The sequence below is a fragment of the Neorhizobium sp. T25_27 genome (assembly GCF_002968565.1).
GTDB classification, from domain to species: Bacteria; Pseudomonadota; Alphaproteobacteria; order Rhizobiales; family Rhizobiaceae; genus Neorhizobium; species Neorhizobium tomejilense.
Genome location: NZ_PVBJ01000011.1, coordinates 145,933 through 167,606 on the forward strand (window position 1 = coordinate 145,933; position 21,674 = coordinate 167,606).

Below are 21,674 nucleotides of genomic sequence, written 5' to 3' on the forward strand. Positions count from 1 at the left end.
GATAGACTTGATGGGTGAAAAGAGTTAAGGCTTGCCCATGATCAAGAGAGCTTTGCAACTGGTCGAGAACGACCTTGTCGATTCCGCCTTGAGGACAATTTCCTTCGGGAAACAAGGACTTAATGCGCTGGAGCTGGCGCTTCAGAACGGTCTTGGCGATGCCTTCCGCAAGGCCGCGGAACTGATCGGCGACATCGACGGCAGGGTCGTCGTGACCGGCATCGGCAAGAGCGGACATATCGGCCGCAAGATCGCCGCCAGCCTCGCTTCGACCGGCACTCCTTCCTTCTTCGTGCATCCCGTCGAAGCCAATCATGGCGATCTCGGCATGATCGGCTCGGGTGACGTGGTGCTGGCTCTGTCCTGGAGCGGCGAGACTGCCGAGCTCCAGGGTATCGTTTCCTTCACTCGCCGCTTCTCCATTCCGCTGATCGCCATGACGTCGGGCGAAATTTCGACGCTCGCCCGCGAGGCCGATGTCGTTCTGCTGCTGCCCAAGGAACAGGAAGCCTGCCCGCACGGCCTGGCGCCGACTACGTCGACGCTGATGCAGCTTGCCATGGGCGACGCGCTTGCCGTGGCGCTGCTAGAAGCACGCGGGTTTTCGGCAACCGATTTCCGCGTCTACCATCCGGGCGGCAAGCTCGGAGCGATGCTCACCCATGTCGGCGACCTGATGCATACCGGCGATCGCATGCCTCTGGTCAAGAAGGGCGTCCTCATGCTGGAGGCGATCGAGGAACTGTCGCGCAAGCGCTTCGGCTGCGTCGGCATAGTCGATGAGGATGGCAGCCTCTGCGGCTTCATCAGCGATGGCGATATTTCCCGGCACCTTCATCTCGATCTGCGCGAAACGCGGGTCGACGACGTGATGACGCACAACCCGAAGACCGTCAGCAAGGAAACGCTTGCCACGAAGGCCATGGCGATGCTCAACAAGCACAGCATCGGCGCGCTGCTCGTCGTCGATGAAGAGCGCAAGCCGGTCGGTATCGTCCACTTCCACGATCTGCTGCGCGTCGGCGTCGCCTGATACCCGCTAGGCTCCGAACCGCTTTCCGACCGGAAGAACTAAGCCGCTTCGACCGTCAGGTCGCGTCCGCTCGCCGCCACCACCTTCACCTGCGTGCCGGCCGGCAGGTCCGGTCCCATCACCGACCACCATGTATCGTCGAGCCGGATGCGGCCGCGCCCCTCGGCGATCGGTTCGTGGAGAGTTGCGGTGCGCCCGACCAGGCTTTCGCCGCGCCGGTTGAGATTGGGCTCGTCCGTCGCCTGGTTGCGGCTGGAATAGAAACGGCGGCCTGCCAGCGCGAAGGCGCCGGAAAGCACCGCGAAGAGCAGGAGCTGGACGTGCCAGGTCCAGAAGGCCGCATCCCAGAGCGCCAGAGACAGCACGCCGATAACGATCGCGGCAGCACCGATCCAGATCAGGAAGACGCCCGGTGCCGCGAGCTCGGCGGCGAGAAGGACGACGCCCAATATCCACCAGCTCCAGGGACCGAGATTGACCACAGCATCATGCAGCATGGCTCAGGTCTCTGAGGAATTCGGGTTGAACGGATTGAGGACCGGCGTGGTGCGCGGGCCGGGCTGGGGACGCGGGCCGGCCGGCGGGCGCGGCGGTGCTGCGGGCCCGGAACCATCGCCGAAAACGTCCTTTGCAATGGCGCCGATGCCGCCAAGCGAACCGATGACCGACGAAGCCTCCAGCGGCATCAGCACGATCTTCGAGTTCGGTGCCTTGCCGATCGCCGCCAGCGCCTCGATGTATTTCTGCGCCACGAAATAGTTGATCGCCTGCACGTCGCCGGCGGCGATCGCCTGCGAGACGGACTGGGTCGCCTTGGCTTCGGCTTCCGCCAGACGCTCGCGAGCTTCCGCCTCGCGGTACGCGGCCTCGCGCTTGCCTTCCGCCTCGAGAACCGCTGCCTGCTTGGCGCCTTCGGCGCGCAGGATCTGGGCGCTGCGGGAACCTTCGGCCTCGAGGATCTGGGCGCGCTTCTCGCGCTCGGCCTTCATCTGCCGTCCCATCGATTCGACGAGGTCGGCCGGCGGTTGGATGTCCTTGATCTCGACGCGGGTGACCTTGATACCCCAGGGGCCGACCGCCTCGTCGACGACGCGCAGCAGACGTTCGTTGATGACTTCGCGATTGGAGAGCAACTCGTCGAGATCCATCGAGCCCATGACCGAGCGGATGTTGGTCATGGTGAGGTTCTGGATGGCGTTCTGCAGGTTGGAAATCTGGTAGGCGGCCTGGGCCGGATTGAGCACCTGGTAGAAGGCGACCGCATCTGCGGAGACGCTGGCATTGTCCTTGGTGATGACTTCCTGGGTCGGGATGTCGAGCACCTGCTCCATGACGTTCATCCGCACGCCGATGCGCTCGATGAAGGGCGTCAGGATGTTGAGGCCGGGCTCCAGCGTGCGCGTATAGCGGCCGAAGCGCTCCACGGTGTAGCGATAACCCTGCGGCACGGTCTTGATCCCGGCGAACAGGACCAGGATGATCAGCAGTACGACGCCGATCACGACGATATCGAAGCCACCCAGGCCGCCCAGATTCATGACGTTCCTCCATTGCAGGCGGTAAGTCCGCCAGATCACACGTGATGAGTTAGCACGTTCTTTACAGGGAAGAAATGACAGCCCGACCGCTGCCGATGTCGCCTGGGTTATTCACAAGGACGCGTTGCCGGTCTAGGAAGCGAGTTCGAACACCCGGTCGCAGCCTACCCGGTCAAAACAAGGATGAAAGCCCATGAAAACCATCGTCGTCTGCTCCGGCGGACTGGATTCCGTTTCGCTCGCCCACAGGATTGCCGCCGAACAGCAGCTGCTGGGCCTAATCTCCTTCGACTATGGCCAGCGGCACCGCAAGGAACTCGATTTCGCTGCCGCCTGCGCCGCGCGGCTCGGTGTCTTCCACGAGATCATCGACATGCGCGGGATCGGCAGCCGGTTGACCGGGTCGGCACTGACCGACGACGTGGAGGTGCCGGACGGGCATTATGCCGAGGAGACGATGCGGGTGACCGTGGTGCCGAACCGCAATGCGATCATGCTGTCGATCGCCTTCGGAGTGGCGGCGGCGAGAAACGCCGATGCGGTGGCGATCGCCGTGCATGGCGGCGACCATTTCATCTATCCCGACTGCCGGCCCGGTTTCATCGACGCCTTCCAGGCGATGCAGGATCATGCGCTCGACGGCTACGCGTCGGTCCGGCTGCTTGCGCCTTATGTCCATGGATCGAAGGCCGATATCGTCACGGACGGCGCCCGTCACGCTACGCCGTTCGCCGAAACCTGGTCCTGCTACAAGGGTGGTGCCCGCCATTGCGGCCGCTGCGGCACCTGCGTCGAGCGGCGAGAGGCTTTCCATCTCGCTGGCATCGAAGATCCGACCGAGTACGAGGATCCGGATTTCTGGAGGGCGGCGACGGAAGGATTCAGGGCCGAGGAGACGCGTTGATAGAGTGGCTGTCTCATCTAGAACAGTCATTGGATCATCACGGCCAACCGGCCTAGGCTTCGCATTCTTCCCGCACGAGGTGCCTCGATGAAGCTTCAATTGATCCGCAATGCGACGCTCAAGCTTTCCTATGCGGGCCGCAGCATCCTGATCGATCCTTATTTCGCACCTCGTCACAGCCTGCCGTCCTATACCGGCAAATCCGCCAATCCGTTGACGGACCTGCCGCTTTCGGTGGAGGAGGTCCTGCAGGGTGTCGAACTGGTGATCGTCTCCCATCTCCATTCGGACCATTTCGATTCGGTGGCCAAACAACGCGTCCCGAAACATCTGCCGCTGATCTGTCAGCCGGGCGATGAGGCGACGATCGCCGCAGAAGGTTTTGCCGATGTGGAGCCGCTCGAGGGGGTGCTCGTCTGGCAAGGCATCACGATCACGCGCCGTGAGGGCAGCCACGGGCTTGGTCCGGTCCGGGAAAAGATGGGCTCGGTGATGGGACTGACGCTTGCCGCGCCCGGTGAGCCGCTAGTTTATTGGGCGGGCGATACGGTCCTTTATCCGCCGGTACTGGAGACGGTGGAGCGCGTCGTGCCCGATGTCATCGTCAGCCATTCCTGCGGCGCCCTCTGGGATGGCGACCTCATCGTCATGGATGCGGCGGAAACGATCGAGCTCTGCCGATCCGCGCCTGAGGCCACGGTTGTCGCGGCGCATATGGAGGCGCTCGATCATGCCACCGTTTCGCGTGCACATCTGCGCGAGGCGGCTCACTCGGCCGGAATCGGCCCATCGCGCCTGCTGATTCCGGCAGACGGCGATGTGATCGACCTGCCGGCCCGCTGAAAGCGCTGAACCCGGAGAGGCAATAAATCAGGGGCGGCTGGAATGAGCCGCTCACACCCAGCCCTGAAGTTCGCGGCGGACGACCTTTTCGAGCACGGTCATGCCACCCGGACTGTCGTTCAGACAGGGGATATGCGCGAACTTTTCGCCGCCGTGATGCAGGAAGATCTCGCCCGCTTCACCGGCAATCTCTTCGAGCGTTTCCAGACAGTCGGAGACGAAGCCGGGATTCATCACCGCGATCCGCTTGATGCCGTCATGGGCGAGTTTTTCCACCGTCTTGTCGGTATAGGGCTGCAGCCATTCCTCCGGTCCGAAACGGGACTGGAAGGTGATCATGAAATTCTTGTCCGTGAAGCCAAGCGCCTCCTTCAGGAGCCGCGCCGTCTTCTGGCAATGACAGTAATAGGGATCGCCCGCCTTGAAATAGGATTGCGGGATGCCGTGGAAGGACGCGATCAGCATCTCCGGCTCCCAGTCGAGGGCCGCGTATTTCGCCCTGACGGAGTCCGCCAACGCTTCGATATAGGCCGGCTCGTCGTGATAGGGGGGCACGGTGCGCAGGGCCGGCTGCCAGCGCAGCTTCATCAGGTGCTCGAAGGCCTTGTCGTTTACGGTAGCGGTGGTGGAGGCCGCATATTGCGGATAGAGCGGGAAGAGGAGGATCTTCTCGCAGCCCTTTTCCTTCAGCGCGTCGATGCGCTCGGCGATCGACGGCTTGCCGTAGCGCATCGCCCAGTCGACGACGACATCTGGCAGGTCCTTCAGCCGCTCGGCCATCAGTTCGCCCTGGCTGCGGGTATAGGTGCGCAGGTAGCTCTCGTTGCGATCCTTGTTCCAGATCGCCTCATAGGCCTTGCCGACTTTCTGCGGCCGCTTGTTGAGCACGATGCCGTAGAGGATCGGATACCAGTAGAGCCGCGACCATTCGATCACCCGCTTGTCGGAGAGAAACTCCGCCAGGTATCGCCGCATCGGCCAGTAATCCGTACCGTCCGGGGTGCCGAGGTTGACGAGCAGCACGCCGACCTTGCCGAAACTCACCTTCGGATGATCGGAGGGCATGTGGGCGGAATGCGGATGCATGGTGACCTTTCAAAGATCGGATGAAGCCGATACGGGGGCGGGCGCCTTTCCGGATCATTTAGGAATAAAAAACGGCCCGGGAAAGCCCGGGCCGGTATATGGATCGGGACAAATTGTCCCGGCCCGTTGTCTGAAGTCGCGGACCCGACCCTGGTGGGGTCGGGATGTCGCTGGCCGGCGTTACTTGGCGGGCAGTTCCAGCTCGGCGCCGATCTCGATGTGGTTCGGGCGGCGCAACTTGTTGGCCTCGGCGATCTTCGTCCATTCCTCGCCATCGCCGTAGTGGCTTTCGGCGATATCCCAGAGCGAGTCACCCTTGACGACCGTATACTTGGTCGGGCCGGCCGGCTGCGGAGCAGCGGGAGCTGCCGGCGCTGGCTTTGCCGGAGCTGCGGCCATGCTGTTCGGGGCAGGGGCGGCCGGCGCGGGAGCCGCAGGAGCGGCCGGTGCGGAGGCGGTCGGTGCCGGAGCGGCAGGCGCAGCCGGGGCAGGTGCCGCCGGTGCGGGTGCTGCAGGGGCAGACGCAGCCGGTGCCGGCGGAGCGGCGGGCGCGGGCTTCGGCGGCGGGGTGTAGCTTGCCGGCGTCAGGTCGGTGATGCGACCGTCCGTATAGGGCTTGTAGGGGTTGCGGGCAGCCACGAATTCCGCCGTCACGTCCGCGAGGTCCGGGCCGTAGTCATAGGCGTTCTTGCCGCCGGTCTTGAAGATGGCGTAACCGTCGCCGCCTGCGCGCATGAAATTGTTGGTGACGACGCCATAGGTCTTGGCCGGGTCGATCGGTACGAACTTGTCGCCTTCCTTGACCTGCACGTCGCTGACCTTGGAGCCGGCCGGCTTCGACTTGTCGAAGGAATATTTGAGGCCCGCGACCTGCGGGAAACGGCCTGCGCCGTCATCGATCTGGCTGACGCCGTTTTCCAGCGCCTTGACGACATCGGCGCCGGTCAGCTGGAAGGTGGCGAGCGTGTTCTGGAACGGCAGGACGCTGACGACTTCGCCCTGGGTGACTTCGCCGGCGTCGATCGAGGCACGCAAGCCTCCACCGTTCTGGATGGCGATGGTGATGCCCTGGCCCTTGGTGCGGCCGAGCATGGCATCGGCGACCAGGTTGCCCATCGAGCATTCCTTGGCGCGGCAGACGCGGCGGTCACCGTCGATCACGGCTTCGGAGGCGCCGACGACCTTCTTCTTCATGTCCTCGATCGGCTTCTTGAGCTCGGTCACCCGTGCCGCGAAGGCTGCGTCCGGCTGGAAGGCCTTGTCGACCAGGATCGGATTGCCCTCGGCGCTCTTCACGACGCCGCTGTCGTCGAAGACGACCTTCATGTCGCCGAGATATTTCGAATACTGATAGGCCTGGACCACCGGCACCTTGTAGCCGCCCGGATTGTCCGACCAGGTCGGATAGGGGCCTGCGGCATCCTTGGCGGTGTTCGAAAGGAGCGTATGCGTGTGGCCGCCGACGACGACGTCGACATCCGGGATCTTGGCGATCAAGGCGAGATCGCGCGGGTAACCGACATGGGTCAGCGCGATGATCTTGTCGACGCCCTGAGCCTTCAGGGACTGGACGGCTTCGGTGATCTTGGCGACATCGTCGGCGATCGTGATGTTCGGGCCGGGATTGGCGATTTCGGGGGTGTCGTTGGTGACGGCGCCGACGATGCCGATCTTCTGGCCACCGACGGTCAGCACCAGCGACGGCTTGATGCGGTTGCCGATCTTGGCGGCGGCGCTCGGGACGACGTTGGCGGTGACGACCGGGAACTGGATCTTGTCGAGGAAGGTGGCGAGCACGTCGTCGCTGTCGTCGAATTCATGGTTGCCGACGGTCATGGCGTCGAACTTCATGGCGTTCAGCGCTTCGGCTTCGGCGGCACCCTTGTAGGTCGTGTAGAAGAGAGAGCCCTGGAAGTTGTCGCCGGCGTTCAGGAGGATGACGTTCTTGTTCTGAGCCTTCAGCGCGTCGCGCGTCTGGTTGATCGCCGTCAGCAGCCGGGCCGCGCCGCCGAAGCATACGCCCTTGCCTTCATCCTCGGCCGAGCAGGTGGAATCCGTCGCGTTGATGGATTCGAGACGCGAATGGAAGTCGTTGATGTGCAGGATATTGAGCTCGAAATCGGCAAATGCCGCGCCGCTTGAAAGAGCCATGACCGACGCGGTCAGCAGCCCGAACCTCAATGTCTTCTTCATCTGATCTCTCTCCTGTTTTTATTGGTCGGCTCTCTGCCGCCTGACTCCGACTGTTCTACCGTCCCACCGTGACAGTCGTTGTGCAACGCATGTTTTCATCAAGGCAAAGTGGTTTCAAGGGGAAATATGACAAAGGTGCGCGTGTAAGTTTTCTCAGCGCCGAACGCGAGAAACCCCGCCGAAGCGGGGTTCCGGAATTTCCAGTCATTGTTCGATGACGGATTGTCTCAGCTGCGGCGGGAGAGCGAGAATTGGGCGCCGCTATCCTGCGTGCAGTTGAGCTGGTTGATGCTGACCAGCGAGCAGTTGACACGCGACTGGGTCTTGCGCACCAGCGAGGTCATGTTGATCTCGACCAGCGTCGGCGAGAGGCTGGTATAGGTGCCTGAGGCGAGCAGCGTGTTGCTGTCGCTGGAGCGGGTGTTGAACGTGCCGGCCTGGAACGAGGAAACGATGCCGTTCGGATCGACCCAGCTGCCTTCGACGCCCTGCGGCTGCACGGCCGCCATCTGTTGCGGCGGAGGGGAAGAAACGCAGGCGGTCAAGCTGGCTGCGGCGATGAGCGCAAAGCTCACTTTAAATTTCATGATCAGTCTCCCGCGATTCGGTCCGGCTCAGGTTGGCAAACCTTGCCGCCATCGCCCTATGTAACGCAAGATGTGGCCTTGAAAAGGCAAGAGCTTTCAACATGCAAAAAACCGCCTGCGGCAAGGCAGGCGGTTTCCATTGTGTTTTATCGGATCAACGAACCCGTTCGCGAGATTAACGAACCAGGATGTTCTTGAACTGCCACGGATCCTTGGTGTCGATGTCTTCCGGGAAGAGGCCCGGGCGGCCGTCGAGCGGGGTCCAGTCGGTATAATGGCCTTCGACCGGGCCGAGATAGGGCAGCTGCACTTCGAGGCAGCGCTTGTAGTCGATCTCGTCGGCCTCGACGATGCCGGCGGTCGGGTTTTCGAGCGCCCAGACCATGCCGGAGAGAACCGCGGAGGTCACCTGCAGGCCGGTGGCGTTCTGGTAAGGCGCGATGCGGCGGGTTTCCTCGAGCGACAGGCGCGAACCGAACCAGTAGGCGTTCTTCTCGTGGCCGTAGAGCAGCACGCCGAGTTCGTCGATGCCGTCCTCCAGTTCGTCCTCGTCGAGAACGTGGTGGACCGGCTGCGGCGTGCCGCCATTACCGAACATTTCGTGAAGCGACAGAACCGCGTCATTGGCCGGATGGTAGGCGTAGTGGCAGGTCGGGCGGAAGGTCACTTCGCCGTCCTTGTCGCGCACCGTGAAATAATCGGCGATCGAGATCGATTCGTTGTGGGTGACGAGGAAGCCATACTGCGGGCCAGGCGTCGGGCACCAGCTGCGAACGCGGGTGTTGGCGCCCGGCTGTTCGAGATAGATGGCGGCCTTGTTGCCCTTCTTGTGCTTCTTGCCGTTCTTCGGCATCCATTCTTCATGGGTGCCCCAGCCAAGTTCGGCCGGCTGCATGCCTTCGGAGATGAAGCCTTCGACCGACCAGGTGTTCCAGAAGACGTTGAGCGGCTTCGGGTGCTTGGTGCGCTGGGTGTCGCGTTCGGCGATGTGGACGCCCTTGACGCCGAGCTTCTTCATCAGCTTCGCCCAGCCTTCGCGGTCGTGCTGATCAGGCTCATCGAACTTAAGGCCGGTGTCGTTGGCGAGGTTGACCAGCGCTTGCTTGACGAACCAGGAGACCATGCCCGGGTTGGCGCCGCAGGTGGAAACGGCAGTCGCACCGCCGGGATTCTTGGCCTTTTCCTTGCGCACGGTTTCGCGCAGCGCATAGTTGGTGCGCTCGGAATTCTTCATGTTCTTGTCGAAATAGAAGCCGAGCCAGGGCTCGACGACCGTGTCGATGTAGAGGACGTCGAGCTTGCGGCAGAGCTTCATCAGGTCGAGCGAGCCGGTGTCGACCGACAGGTTGACGCAGAAGCCCTGGCCCTTGCCTTCGGTCAGGAGCGGCTTCAGGAGTTCCTTGTAGTTCTCCTTGGTCACGTATTCCTTGATGTGACGGACGCCGTGCTTCTTGAGGATCTCCATGTCGGAGGGTTCGTCGCGCGGGTCGATGACGACCATCCGGCTCTTGTCGAACTTGAAATGGCGTTCGATCAGCGGCAGCGTGCCGCGGCCGATCGAGCCGAAACCGATCATCACGATCGGACCGGTGATTTCGCCATAAACCGGATAAGTAGTCTCTGACATGTCTTTCTCCTTGATCGCGGCCTTCTCGGACCGCTGCCCCGCTTATTCGGCAGTGAAATGGAAATCTAAAGGCTGCACTCGGGCAATTCGCGGCGCTCTAGATCATAAAACTTCGTCACAATAAAGAGCCTGTCGATTTTCGGCAGACGAATCGACAGCGTTGTTCGATCGCGGTGGGCGCGACTGCGGTGTCGCTGCGAGTTGCAGAAGGGTCGGGAAACCCGGCTAGGCCAAACCATTTCCGCAAGATCACGCCGTCGCGGTGCCCTGATGAAAGACCATGCGCCATTTTCCATCGGGGTCGAGGCGCCAGATGGAGCTTCGGTTGGTAAAGAGCCTGCTGCCGTCGTCGTTGACGCGGGTGCCGCGATAGGTGGCGAGCGCGATCGTGTCGCTCAGCATCGTGGCGCTGAAATCCGAGATCGAAGTGTTGTCCGGTCCGGTCTCGGCGACGAGGTGGGTGACGATATCGTCGAACGCATAGGCGAGGCCGGAGCGGCCGAATTCGCGGAATTCCGGCGCCAGCAGTTCGCGCAGCTTTTCCTCGGAATTGCGGACCTCTCGGGTCTGCAAGGCAAGCTCGAGCCCAAGCAGATGATCCGCGAGGGCGCCGGGCGCGGTCATTACCGGCCTGCCCGGGCCATTTTTGCGGGGCGGGCGGCAGGGCGAGGGGTTTCCGCCGGCATTTCCGATCGCGCCGTCTGGGCGACGAGTTCGGCGGCGATCAGGCCGCGCAACGAATTGCCGACGAAGAAGCGGCGATTTTCGAGGTCGGCGAGGCGCAGGACCTGGCTTTTCGCTCTTCCCTCGCGGATCAGGTCGGCGCGCAGGATGCCGGGCAGGAGGCCGCTCGACAGCGCCGGGGTCAGCAGCGAGCCGTCCGGCTGTTGGACGAAGACGTTGGTGATCGTGCCTTCGCAGACTTCGCCGCGCTCGTTGAGAAGGATAATCTCGTCTGCCTCTTCGGGTGAAAACTCGGCGCGGGCGGCCTCATAGATTTCGCGCCGGGAGGTCTTGTGGCGATAGGTCGGGTCGTCGGAGGGAAGCGTCGTCCTGGCGACCTGGATCCGCCAGAGCGTATCGGCGGGCAGGGGCGTGAACGGCGTCGTGGTGATCTCGATCTTGCCGCGGTAGGTCATCACCAGGCGGACGCGGAGCGGCGTTTCGCCGCCGGCCGTAGCCGCTTTAAGCTGTTTCAGCGTGTCCGCCGGCGGCTGGCGGAAGCCCAAGGCATCCGCCGAGCGGCTGAGCCGGCGCAGATGCTGGTCGACCCTGAGCAAGCCATTGCCCGGTTCCCAGCGCATTGTTTCGATCAGCGAGAAATCCATTGGTCGCCCACCGCAAAGCGTGCCTTCAACAGGCACTCGTCATACTCGGCCTCGGCCTTCGAGTCGAAGACGATGCCGCCGCCGACATTGAAGACGGCTTTTTCGTCGTTGAAAAGCGTGATCGTGCGGATGGCCACCGAAAAACGCATCGGGCCGGCCGGATCGCACCAGCCGATCGCGCCGCAATAGACGTCGCGCGGTTCCCTTTCGAGATCGGCGAGGATGCGCATGGCCCACATTTTCGGCGCTCCGGTGATCGAACCGCAGGGAAAGAGCGCCGCAAGGATGTCCGGAAAGCCGATCTCGGGCAGCAGCTTTGCCCGCACGTGGCTCACCATCTGGTGGACGGTCGGATAGGTCTCAATTTCAAACAATTTCGGAACCGACAGCGAACCGACCTCGCTGATCATCGAAATATCGTTGCGCAAAAGGTCGACGATCATCCGGTTTTCGGCGAGCGTCTTTTCGTCGGCGAGCATTTCCGCGATGATCGCCTCGTCTTCTTTCGCGGTCGGGCCGCGCGGGGCGGTGCCTTTCATCGGATGAGTTTCGATGAAACGATCCGCATCGACCGAAAAGAACAGTTCAGGCGAACGCGACAGGATGACGGGGCCGCCGAGGTCGACGAATGCGCCGTAGCGCACCGGCTGGCGGGCGACGAGGGACCAGAAGGCGGAAAGCGGATCGCCGTGCCAGCGTGCCGCGACCGGCATGGTCAGGTTTGCCTGGTAGCAGTCGCCGTTGCGCAGGTGCTGGTGAAGCCGGTCGAACCGTTCCTGGTAGGTCGCAAAATCCCAGCCAGCACGCGGTTCACTGAGGAACGAGCCTTGCGAAGAACCGTCGTCCACGATCGTGCCGGGCGGTCCGGCGAGCGGATGTTCGTTGCCCGAAGGCTTGTCGAATATGCCCATGGCGATCAGCGGCGTCGGCCGGTCGTCTACGATCAGCGGCCGGAGCTTCTCCTCGAAGACGTAGCCGGCCTCATAGGAAATATAACCCGCCAGCCACTGACCCGCGAGGCACGCCTCTTCCAGGCGCCGAAGTGCGGGCAGCACCTCGGCGGCAGTCCGGGCCGTGACGATGTCCTTCGGCCGGTCGAAGACGAGGCTCCGGCCGGCGGGGTCGTCGCGAAAGAGCGCGAAGGGCGCTTTCTCATTCATGGACGTGCCTTAAGGGAATGCGTCAGGCCTTGTCCAGAGCCTCCAGCTCGTCGATCAGGCCTTCGATCATCGACAGGCCCCTGGACCAGAAGGACGGATCGGTGGCGTCGAGGCCGAAGGGCTTCAGCAGCTCCGAGTGATGTTGGGTGCCGCCGGCCTTCAGAAGCTCGAAATACTTCTGCTGGAAGCCCGGAGCGGCGTTCTGGTAAACCGCGTAGAGCGAGTTCACCAGGCAGTCGCCGAAGGCATAGGCATAGACGTAGAAGGGTGAGTGGATGAAGTGGGGGATATAGGTCCACCAGCTTTCATAACCCTCCGAGATCCTGATCGCCGGTCCAAGGCTTTCGCCCTGGACGGAAAGCCAGAGCTCGCCGATCTGCTCGGCGGTCAGTTCGCCTTCCTTGCGGGCGGTATGGACCTTGCGCTCGAACTGGTAGAAGGCGACCTGGCGCACGACCGTGTTGATCATGTCCTCGACCTTCTGGGCGAGCATGGCCTTACGCTCGCGCTTGTCGGTGGTCTTTTCGAGGAGAGCGCGGAAGGTCAGCATTTCGCCGAAGACGGAAGCGGTTTCGGCAAGCGTCAGCGGCGTCTGGCACATCAGGGCACCCTGATCGCCGGCCAGCGCCTGGTGCACGCCGTGGCCGAGTTCGTGGGCGAGCGTCATCACGTCGCGCGGTTTGCCCATGTAGTTGACGAGCACGTAAGGGTGGGCCGACGGCACGGTCGGATGTGCGAAGGCGCCTGGCGCCTTGCCCGGCCGCACCGGCGCATCGATCCATTCCTCCTCGAAGAAGCGGCCGGCGATCTCCGCCATTTCGGGCGCGAAGCCGCGATAGGCGTCGAGCACGGTATCCTTCGCCTCCGTCCAGGAAATCAGCGCGTTCGGGGTTTCCGGCAGCGGTGCGTTGCGGTCCCAGAAATTCAGCTGGTCCATGCCGAGCCACTTCGCCTTCATCGCGTAGTAGCGATGCGAGAGGCGCGGGTAGGCCTGCCTGACGGCCTCTGCGAGCGCATCGACGACTTCACGTTCGACGCGGTTGGCGAGATGGCGACTGTCGGCGATGTCCTCGAAGCCGCGCCAGCGGTCGGAAATTTCCTTGTCCTTGGCGAGCGTGTTGGTGATCAGCGTGAAGACGCGCAGGTTATCGCCGAAAGTTTTGGACAGGGCTGCAGCCGCCTTGGCGCGGATCTCCGGCTGAGGTTCCTGCAGCATGTTGAGGGCGACTTCCAGCGGCAACTGTTCGCCATCGACCTCGAAGCGGAGCTCGGCCATGGTCTCGTCGAAGAGACGGTTGAAGGCGGCGGCAGAGGTCATCGACTTTTCGAGGAAGAGCTGTTCCAGCTTATCTTCGAGCTGGAAGGGCTTGTCCTTCCTGAGGTCGACGAGCCAGGGGCGGTAATGGCCGGCGGCCGGGTCGCGGTCCATGCAGGCGTCCATCACCGCGTCGTCGATCCGGTTGAGCTCCAGGGCGAAGAACAGCAGGTGCGAGGAGAGGTCGGTCAGCTTGGCCTGCACATCGCCGTAGAACTTGCCATTGGCCGGGCTCGACGTATCGGAGAAATAGGTGAGGCCGGCGAAGGAGCCGATCTTGCCGAGCAGATCGTCGAGCGCCTCGTATTCCTGAAGCGCTTCGCCGATGCCACCGGCGCCGGTTTTGGTCGCGGCTTCGGCAAGCCGGCCCTTCCATTTTTCCTCGAAGGCGATCGAGAGCTTGTTCGCCTTTTCCATGTCGGCGGTGAAAGCCGGGGCGTCCTTGGCCTCGTAGAGGTCCGAGAGCTTCCAGACCGGCAGGAGGCCGAGCGCCGGGTCGGAGGCAGCAGCGCCCGCGGTGGGCGCGGCCAGAATTTCGGGGAGGGCGGGTGCGGACATTCTCATCGCTTTTTCCTTCTCACCCTGTTGCGCCTGTTTTCCTTGCCGGCCGTTAAAATGCAAGCTTTTCTCAAAAGGGGATGTTCAAGGCTTTCTGACACAACCAGCGGCATAACAGCCTAAAAAGGCCATGATGACCATTGGTGGGAGCCGAGCATGATTGCGCAAATCCTCGTTGTCGACGACGATCCTATTCAGCGTCGCCTGTTGAAGAATGCGGTTGAACGTTACGGCCATGCCGCCCATCTTGCCGAAAACGGACTGGCGGCGCTGGAGTTCCTGAAGCGCACCGCGACCGACATCAATGTCATCGTGCTCGACCTGATGATGCCGGAAATGGACGGCCTCACCTTCCTCGCGGCTATCCGCGAACTTGGCATCGAAACGCCGGTCATCGTCCAGACGGGGCAGGGCAGCATCGAATACGTGGTGCAGGCGATGCGCGCCGGCGCTTTCGATTTCGTCGTGAAGCCGGTGTCGCCGGAACGGATCGGCGCCTCGATCACCAATGCGCTGAAGCTCGACCAGAAGGAATCGAAGGCCCGTGTCGGCCGCCGCCATCGCGCCGGTGCCGTCGGCTTCGGCGATATCATCTCGGCAAGCCCCGACATGCTGCGCGTCATCGATCTCGCGCAGCGCGCCGCCCATTCCAACATCCCGGTGGTGCTGGAAGGCGAATCCGGCGTCGGCAAGGAAATGATCGCCCGCGCCATCCAGTCGAACAGCGACCGCGCCGGCAAGCCGTTTATCACCGTCAACTGCGGCGCCATTCCGCACAATCTGGTGGAAAGCATTCTCTTCGGTCACGAGAAGGGCGCCTTTACCGGCGCTTCGGAAAAACATACCGGCAAGTTCGTGGAAGCCGACGGTGGCACGCTTTTCCTCGACGAGATCGGCGACTTGCCGCTTGACGTGCAGGTGAAGCTGTTGCGAGCCGTGCAGCAGGGCGAAGTCGAAACAGTCGGTGCCTCGAAGGTCCAGAAGGTCAATGTCCGGCTGATCTCGGCCACCAACAAGGACCTGATCGAGGAGGTCCGGGCCGGCCGCTTCCGCGAAGACCTCTATTATCGCCTCAACGTCTTCCCGATCACCATCCCGGCGCTGCGCCGCCGCAAGGAAGACATTCCGCATCTCGCCCGCGTGTTTGCCGAGCGGTTCTCGACCGAACAGAAGCTCAACAGGACGCTGTCGGTCGGCGCCGGGGCGCTCGCGCTTCTGACGGCCTACGACTGGCCGGGCAACATCCGTCAGCTCGAAAACGCCGTGTTCCGCGCCGTCGTGCTTGCCGAGGGTGCCGAGCTCACCGAGGACGATTTTCCACAAATCGCCGCGCAGATCCCGGAATTCAGGCAGGCGGAACTGGCGGCGACCGCCGTCATGCCCGCACCGGGTGTCCTGTCCGACTACGCCATGCGCGAGGCGCTTGCCGATTCGCCGGTATTTGCCAATAACGACAAGGCTCGGGCCGGCAGACCGGATGCGAAGGCGATGCTCGCCGCCGCTTATCCCCAGGAAAACGTCATCGTCAGCACCGACGAGACCGGCGAAGTGAGGAAGCTTGCGGATGTCGAGGAGGAGCTGATCCGCTTTGCCCTGAAGTTCTATCGCGGCCAGATGAGCCAGGTTGCCCGTAAACTCGGCATCGGACGCTCGACACTTTACCGCAAACTCAAGGATTACGGCATCGATCCTGATGATCCCCTGAAGGAAGCCGCGTAATTCCTAATGTATTAGCTTGTGTTAACCTTCGCGCAAGGATGTCCTGTCAACGTCTGTCAATCTCTGATTAGTCAATTGTTGACTATATGGGAGAAGGTTGTACATGTGTGGCACATTTGCCATCGTGTCACCGCAATTGACAGTCATTTGAGGCAACGTGGGACGTTGTCGACAGGACGGGGATCGTTTTGCCGGATCAGTATGCAAAAGAAACGCCTTCGGGTGAGAAAAGGCGCGGCGGCAAAGCTGGGTTTTTTGTCAGTTTGACCCGGCGCGTCATGGCCATCACCCTGTTGGTGTTGATGGCGCTGCCCGTGCTTTCGGTCTCCGCAAGCGGTGCAGCAGCCCAGGAAAAAAGCCTCAAGCTCTATTTCGTCCATACCGGCGAAAAAGCCGTCATCACCTTCAAGCGGAACGGTAAGTTCGATCCCAAGGGCCTCGCCCAGATCAACCAGTTCCTGCGCGACTGGCGCCGCAACGAACCGGCCAGGATGGACCCGCGGCTCTTCGACCTCGTCTGGGAAGTCTATCGCCGTTCCGGCGCCTCCGATTATATCCACGTGGTTTCCGCCTATCGTTCGCCGACCACCAACAACATGCTGCGCACTCGTTCGCGCACCACCGGTGTCGCCAAGAACAGCCAGCACATGCTCGGCAAGGCCATGGATTTCTACATTCCGGGCGTGAAGCTCTCGACGCTGCGCGGGCTCGCCATGCAGATGCAGGTCGGCGGCGTCGGCTATTACCCGACCTCGGGTTCGCCCTTCGTGCATCTCGATGTCGGCGGCGTTCGTGCCTGGCCGCGCATGACGCGCCAGGAACTGGTGCAGATCTTCCCGAACGGCAATACGATCCATCTTCCCGCCGACGGCAAGCCGCTTCCCGGCTACGAAACGGCGATGGCGGATTACAAGCGGCGTGTCGGCTCCGATTCGATCCAGATCGCCAGCACCGCCGGTCGCGGCATCCGCGGCGACTCGGAACGCAAGCGTCAGCCTAACCTTCTGGCATTCCTGTTCGGCGGCGGTGGTGCCGACGAGGAGGAGGATAACGAGGAAAGCGCTACTCCGGCCGTGGCGCGGCGTGCGGCTCCGGCTGCAAAGCCTGCTGCGGACGACGAGGGCGAAGCTCCTGTTGCGGTTGCCTCGGCTTCGCCTCTGACAGGCCAGATGCAGAACCAGGCACAGCCTCCGGCGCAGGCGCAGATGGTTTCAGCGCCCGTACCGCTTTCGCGCCCGGCCTTCCGTTCGGACAGCGGTGGGCTTGCCACTGCGCTCTATTCTCCGGCGCGCAACCCGGCCCAGGAAGCGCTCGCCCTGCAGGCGTCCGCTCCGGCCCAGCCCGGCGGCGAGACTTTTGCCGATCTTTCCACCTACAATATTCCGGTTCCGACGCTGCTCGGACCGCGTGGCTTCAAGGGTGACGCAGAAAGCGGCGTGATGACCGCGTCCGTCGGCCCGATGCAGCCGCCGGAGGATGTCGCGTCCGTTCCGCTTCCCAGCCAGCGGCCGAACATTGCCGCTGCCGCTCCCGCCGCCAAGGCTGAGGAACAGCAGGAGCTGACGCCGGCCCTCGTTGCAGCACTTGCCCAGAGTGTCGAGCCGCGCCAGGCGGCGGTGCCCACGCCTGTTGCTCCGGCCCAGCCTGCTGCGGCAATGGCGGCAGCACCCATGCCGGTCCAGAAGCCGGTTGAAACGGCGTCGGCTTCTCCGAAGGTCATTCATTCCAACAAGGGTGCGCAGTTCGGTGACGGTTTCGACGCGCCGCGCAGCCCGGTCTCGGCTTCGACAAGCGCGCTTCCGATCCCCGCCAAGGGCGGCCGTGCGCCCGCCTCTGCGCCGCAACCGGCAAATGCCGGGCTGACGGGCGACATGCTGGCGAAATGGGCTCTCAACAACAATCGCGCCGACGCGGCCGCCTCGATGAAGGCACCGCGCGTCGTCAGCCGGACCCTCAACAACGAATATTCGGCAGGTTATTCCGGCGGTGGCTTCAGGCCGGTTGCCGCCACGGTGGCGATCGACCCGAACCGGTTCAGCGGCCCGAACAACTGATCGCCGGGCTGATCGAAGACCATAAAAAACCCGCCGAAATGGCGGGTTTTTCATGCTTTCTGCCTGGCCTGCGTGCCTGGAAAGAATCAGGCGGCGTCCTGGTCGGCAGGGGCCTCGATCATGCCGAGCGCCTGGAGGTAAGTATCGAGGATCAGATCCTCTTCCATGCGCTCCTGGTCGTCCTTCTTGCGCAGGGCGATGACCTTTTTCATGATCTTCGTGTCGTAGCCCATGCCCTTGGCTTCGCCGTAGACATCCTTGATGTCGTCGGCGATAGTCTTCTTTTCTTCTTCCAAGCGTTCGATACGCTCGATAAATGCGCGAAGCTGGTCGCGGGCGACGCCATGAGCATCAGACATCGGGGCCTCCTGATCGTGTAGATTTCAATGAATGGTCGTCAACTGCCGAAAAGCCGCCGCGAGGTCAAGCCCAATCGGTAAATCGATCAGCCATGGGCCGGCTTGTTCACGTCGAATGCGGCTTTTTGTGCATCCGAGGCTTCCGCCTGGTGCAGATTTTTCCAATCCTCGTAGGGCATGCCGTAGACGATCTCGCGGGATGCGTCCTTGGAGAGGTCGACGCCGGCATCGCTGGCGGCATCGCGATACCAGTTCGACAGGCAGTTACGGCAGAAGCCGGCGAGGTTCATCAGGTCGATATTCTGCACGTCGGCGCGTTCACGCAGATGCTGCACGAGGCGGCGGAAGGCGGCGGCCTCGAATTCGATCTGCTGCTCTCTGGTCAGTTCCGTAGGCGTGACTTCGCTCATGGGCGCATCTCCTGGTGTCGCGTCAGACTGGATAGGGGCCGGTGCGCGAGGGAAAGATCCTGTATTCATGCAATGTGGGGTCGGCGTTGAGCGTCTTGAAGACCGGTGCCAGTCTTTCCGTCCAGGCGGCGATGCCGGCCTCGTCGCCGATCAGGTCCTGGCGGACCTCGAGAAGCGCGTGCGGAGTTCCCGACACCATGCAGTGCCGGTACATCGTGTCGCCTTTAAGCGCCCCGTCATAGGGCTCGTTGTCGCCGACGACGATGTCGCCCGGTTCGTCGAGCAGGTGGAGGAGTGGCGTCACGGCGCGGTCGTCGCTGTCCCAGAGCACGGCCGCGTGCCAGGGGCGGGCAACGCCCTTCCAGAACGGCGTGAAGGAATGCAGCGACAGGACGAGCGGCGCGCGGCCCGAGGCACCTGCCTTGGCGATCGTGCGCTCGACGGCGCGGTGATAGGGCCGGTGATAGGTGTCGAGGCGGAAATCCCACTCTTCCTGCGTGATCGGATGATTGCCGGGGATAATCGCCCCGTCGGAAATCTTCATGATCAGGGTCGGATCGTCTTCGCCGCGGTTCGGGTCGATCAGCAGGCGCGAGAAGCAGCCGAGCACCGCCGGCACGTTGAGCATCGCCGCAAGGCGGCGGGTGAGCCCCTCGATGCCGATGTCGAAGGCGATATGGCGCTGGAAGGCGCTCGCCGGCAGACCGAGGCTGCCATAGCGGACGGGCAGGCGGTTCATCGCATGGTCGGCGAGCAGCACCATGCCGCTGTCATAATCGCCTTCTATGATCTCGAAAGGAATGAAGTCCTGCATCGCCATCGGAAATGAAACGGTTTCGAAAGGTCGGTTGGGAGACGGGTGTTGATGGCATGGGGAAAGCCGCGGCGCAAGCCGTGCCGGTGCGACGATCAGCTTGGATTGAGGGCATGAGACGGACTAATCGATTAGAGTTACGTTGACTTTCCGACTCCGCCGCGCGAAGAAAGTGCTTCACGAATAACCATGGAGTCCTGACGGAAACCGTGTCGAAAAAATCCCCCAAAGCCATTCTTCGCTCCATCGTTTCCGCCCCGGCGCTGGCCGCCATGGTCGCCTCCGGTGTTCCGCTTTTCGCGGCGACCGTCGCGCATGCGGATTTCCGCGTCTGCAACGCCACCCAGAACCTCGTCGGCGTGGCGATCGGCTATCGCGCCACGGAGGGCTGGACTACCGAAGGCTGGTGGCAGGTTCCGGCCTCCACCTGCGCGACGCTGATCGAGGGCGAACTGCAGTCGCGTTACTATTACCTCTATGCCGAGGACGCGGCCCGGGGCGGCCGCTGGACCGGCAATGTGAACATGTGCGTCGCGGAGAACGAGTTCAAAGTCGTCGGCGTCAATGACTGTTTTGCCCGTGGCTTCCAGCGCATGGGCTTCAAGGAATATGATACGGGCCGTCAGGGAAGCTGGATGGTCCAGCTTTCGGACACGCCTGGCACACAAGAAGGCCACAACTGATGAGGCGCAACCGCAAAGTAAAGATCCTCGCAACCCTCGGACCGGCTTCGTCCGAAGAGGCGATGATCCAGAAGCTGCATGAAGCGGGGGCTGATCTCTTCCGCATCAACATGAGCCATGCGAGCCACGACCTGATGCGCACGCTGATCAAGCGCATCCGTTCCGTCGAGGAGCGCTGCGGCCGGCCGATCGGCATTCTCGCCGACCTTCAGGGCCCGAAGCTGCGCGTTGGCAAGTTCGCGGCGGGCAAGGTGACGCTGACCCCCGGCCAGACCTTCACGCTCGACAGCCGTGATGAACCCGGCGACGAGACCCGCGTGTTCCTGCCGCACCCGGAAATTCTCGAATCTGTGAAAGTGGGCCACCGGCTGCTGATCGACGACGGCAAGCTGGCGCTGAAGGCCGAGAAGGCCGATGGCAAAAGCATCGTCTGCAAGGTCGTCGCCGGCACCAGCATTTCCGATCGCAAGGGCGTCAGCCTGCCCGATACGCTGCTCGGCGTCGGCGCGCTGACCGAAAAGGACCGTATCGACCTCGACGCGGTTCTCGCGACCGACGATGTCGACTGGGTGGCGCTTTCCTTTGTCCAGCGCCCCGACGACCTTGCCGAAGTGCGCAAGATCGCCCGCGGCCGCGTCGGCATCATGTCGAAGATCGAGAAGCCCCAGGCGCTCGAGCGCATCGACGAGATCATCGAGCTTTCCGATGCCGTCATGGTGGCGCGCGGCGATCTTGGCGTCGAAATGCCGATCGAAGCCGTACCGGGCATCCAGAAGCAGCTGACGCGCTTGTGTCGGCGCGCCGGCAAGCCGGTCGTGGTCGCAACCCAGATGCTGGAATCGATGATCACCGCGCCGGTTCCGACCCGCGCCGAAGTTTCGGACGTGTCGATCGCCGTTTTCGAAGGCGCCGACGCGATCATGCTCTCGGCCGAATCGGCCTCCGGCCAGTATCCGGTCGAGGCGGTGTCGATGATGGCGTCGATCGCCAGCACGGTCGAGCAGGATCCGCTTTATCCGAGCATCATCTATGCACAGCGCGCGACGCCCGAGGCGACCGGTGCGGACGCCATCTCGCTTGCCGCACGCCAGATCGCAGAAACCCTGAAACTGTCCGCGATCGTCACCTATACCTCGTCGGGCACGACGGGCCTGCGCGCTTCCCGCGAACGTCCGGAGGTGCCGATCATAGCACTGTCGCCGATCGTCCAGACGGCACGCCGGCTTTCGGTCGGCTGGGGCATGCATTGCGTCGTCACCCATGACGCGACCGATCTCGACGACATGGTCAACCGCGCCTGCCGCATCGTCGTGTCGGAAGGCTTCGGCAAGCCCGGCGACCGGATCATCATCTCGGCCGGCGTTCCGCTCGGCACGCCCGGCGCCACAAACATGCTGCGCATCGCCTATATCGGCTCGGACGGTCAGAGCGGCATCTGAGACGCAACGCCCCGACAAACGGAA

19 protein-coding genes and 2 pseudogenes are annotated in these 21,674 nt (G+C 62.9%); 8 read left to right on the forward strand and 13 right to left on the reverse strand.

The genetic code is table 11. The annotated features are described in order from the left end of the window. The first annotated feature begins 37 nt into the window (after positions 1-37). Positions 38-1,033, forward strand: coding sequence for an SIS domain-containing protein (locus C5J24_RS25535; RefSeq protein ID WP_105421894.1), 996 nt, complete (start codon positions 38-40; stop codon positions 1,031-1,033). Positions 1,034-1,071: 38 nt separating this feature from the next. Here C5J24_RS25535 and C5J24_RS25540 read toward each other — a convergent pair whose 3' ends face one another. Together C5J24_RS25540 and C5J24_RS25545 are read right to left on the reverse strand one after the other, a co-directional pair. Next, positions 1,072-1,530, reverse strand: coding sequence for an NfeD family protein (locus tag C5J24_RS25540; protein WP_105421896.1), 459 nt, complete (start codon positions 1,528-1,530; stop codon positions 1,072-1,074). 3 nt (positions 1,531-1,533) lie between these two features. Then, positions 1,534-2,571, reverse strand: coding sequence for an SPFH domain-containing protein (locus C5J24_RS25545; protein ID WP_046634717.1), 1,038 nt, complete (start codon positions 2,569-2,571; stop codon positions 1,534-1,536). Positions 2,572-2,764: 193 nt separating this feature from the next. Between C5J24_RS25545 and queC the strand changes: the two genes are divergently transcribed. Together queC and C5J24_RS25555 are read left to right on the forward strand one after the other, a co-directional pair. Further along, complete coding sequence (gene queC, locus C5J24_RS25550) at positions 2,765-3,475, forward strand: 7-cyano-7-deazaguanine synthase QueC (RefSeq protein WP_105421898.1); 711 nt, start codon at positions 2,765-2,767, stop codon at positions 3,473-3,475. Positions 3,476-3,562: 87 nt separating this feature from the next. Then, complete coding sequence (locus C5J24_RS25555) at positions 3,563-4,318, forward strand: MBL fold metallo-hydrolase (protein WP_105421900.1); 756 nt, start codon at positions 3,563-3,565, stop codon at positions 4,316-4,318. A 51-nt stretch (positions 4,319-4,369) separates the two neighbouring features. On the opposite strand, the gene hemH is transcribed toward C5J24_RS25555, so the two are convergent. From hemH to C5J24_RS25595, 8 genes are all read right to left on the reverse strand, one after another. Beyond that, positions 4,370-5,404: a ferrochelatase gene (gene hemH, locus C5J24_RS25560; protein ID WP_105421902.1), complete on the reverse strand. Its 1,035-nt coding sequence runs from the start codon at positions 5,402-5,404 to the stop codon at positions 4,370-4,372. A 180-nt stretch (positions 5,405-5,584) separates the two neighbouring features. Further along, the gene (locus tag C5J24_RS25565; protein ID WP_105421915.1) at positions 5,585-7,597 is read right to left on the reverse strand and encodes a 5'-nucleotidase C-terminal domain-containing protein; all 2,013 of its coding nucleotides are present in this window, start codon (positions 7,595-7,597) and stop codon (positions 5,585-5,587) included. 227 nt (positions 7,598-7,824) lie between these two features. After that, entirely contained in the window at positions 7,825-8,184 is a 360-nt protein-coding gene (gene omp10, locus C5J24_RS25570) for an outer membrane lipoprotein Omp10 (protein ID WP_105421917.1), read from the reverse strand. Positions 8,185-8,359: 175 nt separating this feature from the next. Then, complete coding sequence (locus C5J24_RS25575) at positions 8,360-9,811, reverse strand: homospermidine synthase (RefSeq protein WP_105421919.1); 1,452 nt, start codon at positions 9,809-9,811, stop codon at positions 8,360-8,362. 249 nt (positions 9,812-10,060) lie between these two features. Next, positions 10,061-10,435 carry a DUF4440 domain-containing protein gene (locus C5J24_RS25580; protein WP_105421921.1) on the reverse strand — a complete coding sequence of 125 codons (375 nt, stop codon included), beginning with the start codon at positions 10,433-10,435 and terminating at the stop codon, positions 10,061-10,063. After that, a complete protein-coding gene (locus tag C5J24_RS25585; protein ID WP_105421923.1) occupies positions 10,435-11,139 on the reverse strand; it encodes an aminotransferase class IV family protein in 705 nt (234 codons plus the stop codon). The genes C5J24_RS25580 and C5J24_RS25585 overlap by 1 nt, the downstream gene beginning before the upstream one ends. Further along, on the reverse strand, positions 11,124-12,299 hold the full coding sequence (locus C5J24_RS25590) for an aminodeoxychorismate synthase component I (RefSeq protein ID WP_105421925.1): 1,176 nt from the start codon (positions 12,297-12,299) through the stop codon (positions 11,124-11,126). Before C5J24_RS25590 ends, C5J24_RS25585 begins: the two co-directional genes overlap by 16 nt. A gap of 22 nt (positions 12,300-12,321) precedes the next feature. Beyond that, positions 12,322-14,178: a M3 family oligoendopeptidase gene (locus C5J24_RS25595; RefSeq protein WP_105421927.1), complete on the reverse strand. Its 1,857-nt coding sequence runs from the start codon at positions 14,176-14,178 to the stop codon at positions 12,322-12,324. Between the two features lie 150 nt (positions 14,179-14,328). Here C5J24_RS25595 and C5J24_RS25600 point away from each other — a divergent pair. From C5J24_RS25600 to C5J24_RS25605, 3 genes and pseudogenes are all read left to right on the forward strand, one after another. Continuing rightward, a pseudogene (locus C5J24_RS25600) lies at positions 14,329-15,517 on the forward strand (sigma-54-dependent transcriptional regulator); the annotation flags it as partial. Positions 15,518-15,714: 197 nt separating this feature from the next. Continuing rightward, positions 15,715-15,891, forward strand: a pseudogene (locus C5J24_RS32735) (helix-turn-helix domain-containing protein); the annotation flags it as partial. Between the two features lie 278 nt (positions 15,892-16,169). Next, positions 16,170-17,945: a DUF882 domain-containing protein gene (locus C5J24_RS25605; RefSeq protein ID WP_172724140.1), complete on the forward strand. Its 1,776-nt coding sequence runs from the start codon at positions 16,170-16,172 to the stop codon at positions 17,943-17,945. A gap of 86 nt (positions 17,946-18,031) precedes the next feature. On the opposite strand, the gene C5J24_RS25610 is transcribed toward C5J24_RS25605, so the two are convergent. From C5J24_RS25610 to C5J24_RS25620, 3 genes are all read right to left on the reverse strand, one after another. Further along, entirely contained in the window at positions 18,032-18,304 is a 273-nt protein-coding gene (locus tag C5J24_RS25610) for a DUF2312 domain-containing protein (protein WP_007752220.1), read from the reverse strand. Positions 18,305-18,390: 86 nt separating this feature from the next. Then, positions 18,391-18,714 carry a DUF1244 domain-containing protein gene (locus C5J24_RS25615; RefSeq protein WP_105421931.1) on the reverse strand — a complete coding sequence of 108 codons (324 nt, stop codon included), beginning with the start codon at positions 18,712-18,714 and terminating at the stop codon, positions 18,391-18,393. A 22-nt stretch (positions 18,715-18,736) separates the two neighbouring features. Continuing rightward, the gene (locus C5J24_RS25620) at positions 18,737-19,528 is read right to left on the reverse strand and encodes an N-formylglutamate amidohydrolase (RefSeq protein ID WP_105422052.1); all 792 of its coding nucleotides are present in this window, start codon (positions 19,526-19,528) and stop codon (positions 18,737-18,739) included. A gap of 272 nt (positions 19,529-19,800) precedes the next feature. Here C5J24_RS25620 and C5J24_RS25625 point away from each other — a divergent pair, with 272 nt between their 5' ends. Beyond that, positions 19,801-20,211: a DUF1036 domain-containing protein gene (locus C5J24_RS25625; RefSeq protein WP_245282782.1), complete on the forward strand. Its 411-nt coding sequence runs from the start codon at positions 19,801-19,803 to the stop codon at positions 20,209-20,211. Next, entirely contained in the window at positions 20,211-21,650 is a 1,440-nt protein-coding gene (gene pyk, locus C5J24_RS25630; protein WP_105421935.1) for a pyruvate kinase, read from the forward strand. Before C5J24_RS25625 ends, pyk begins: the two co-directional genes overlap by 1 nt. The last annotated feature ends 24 nt before the right edge of the window (positions 21,651-21,674 follow it).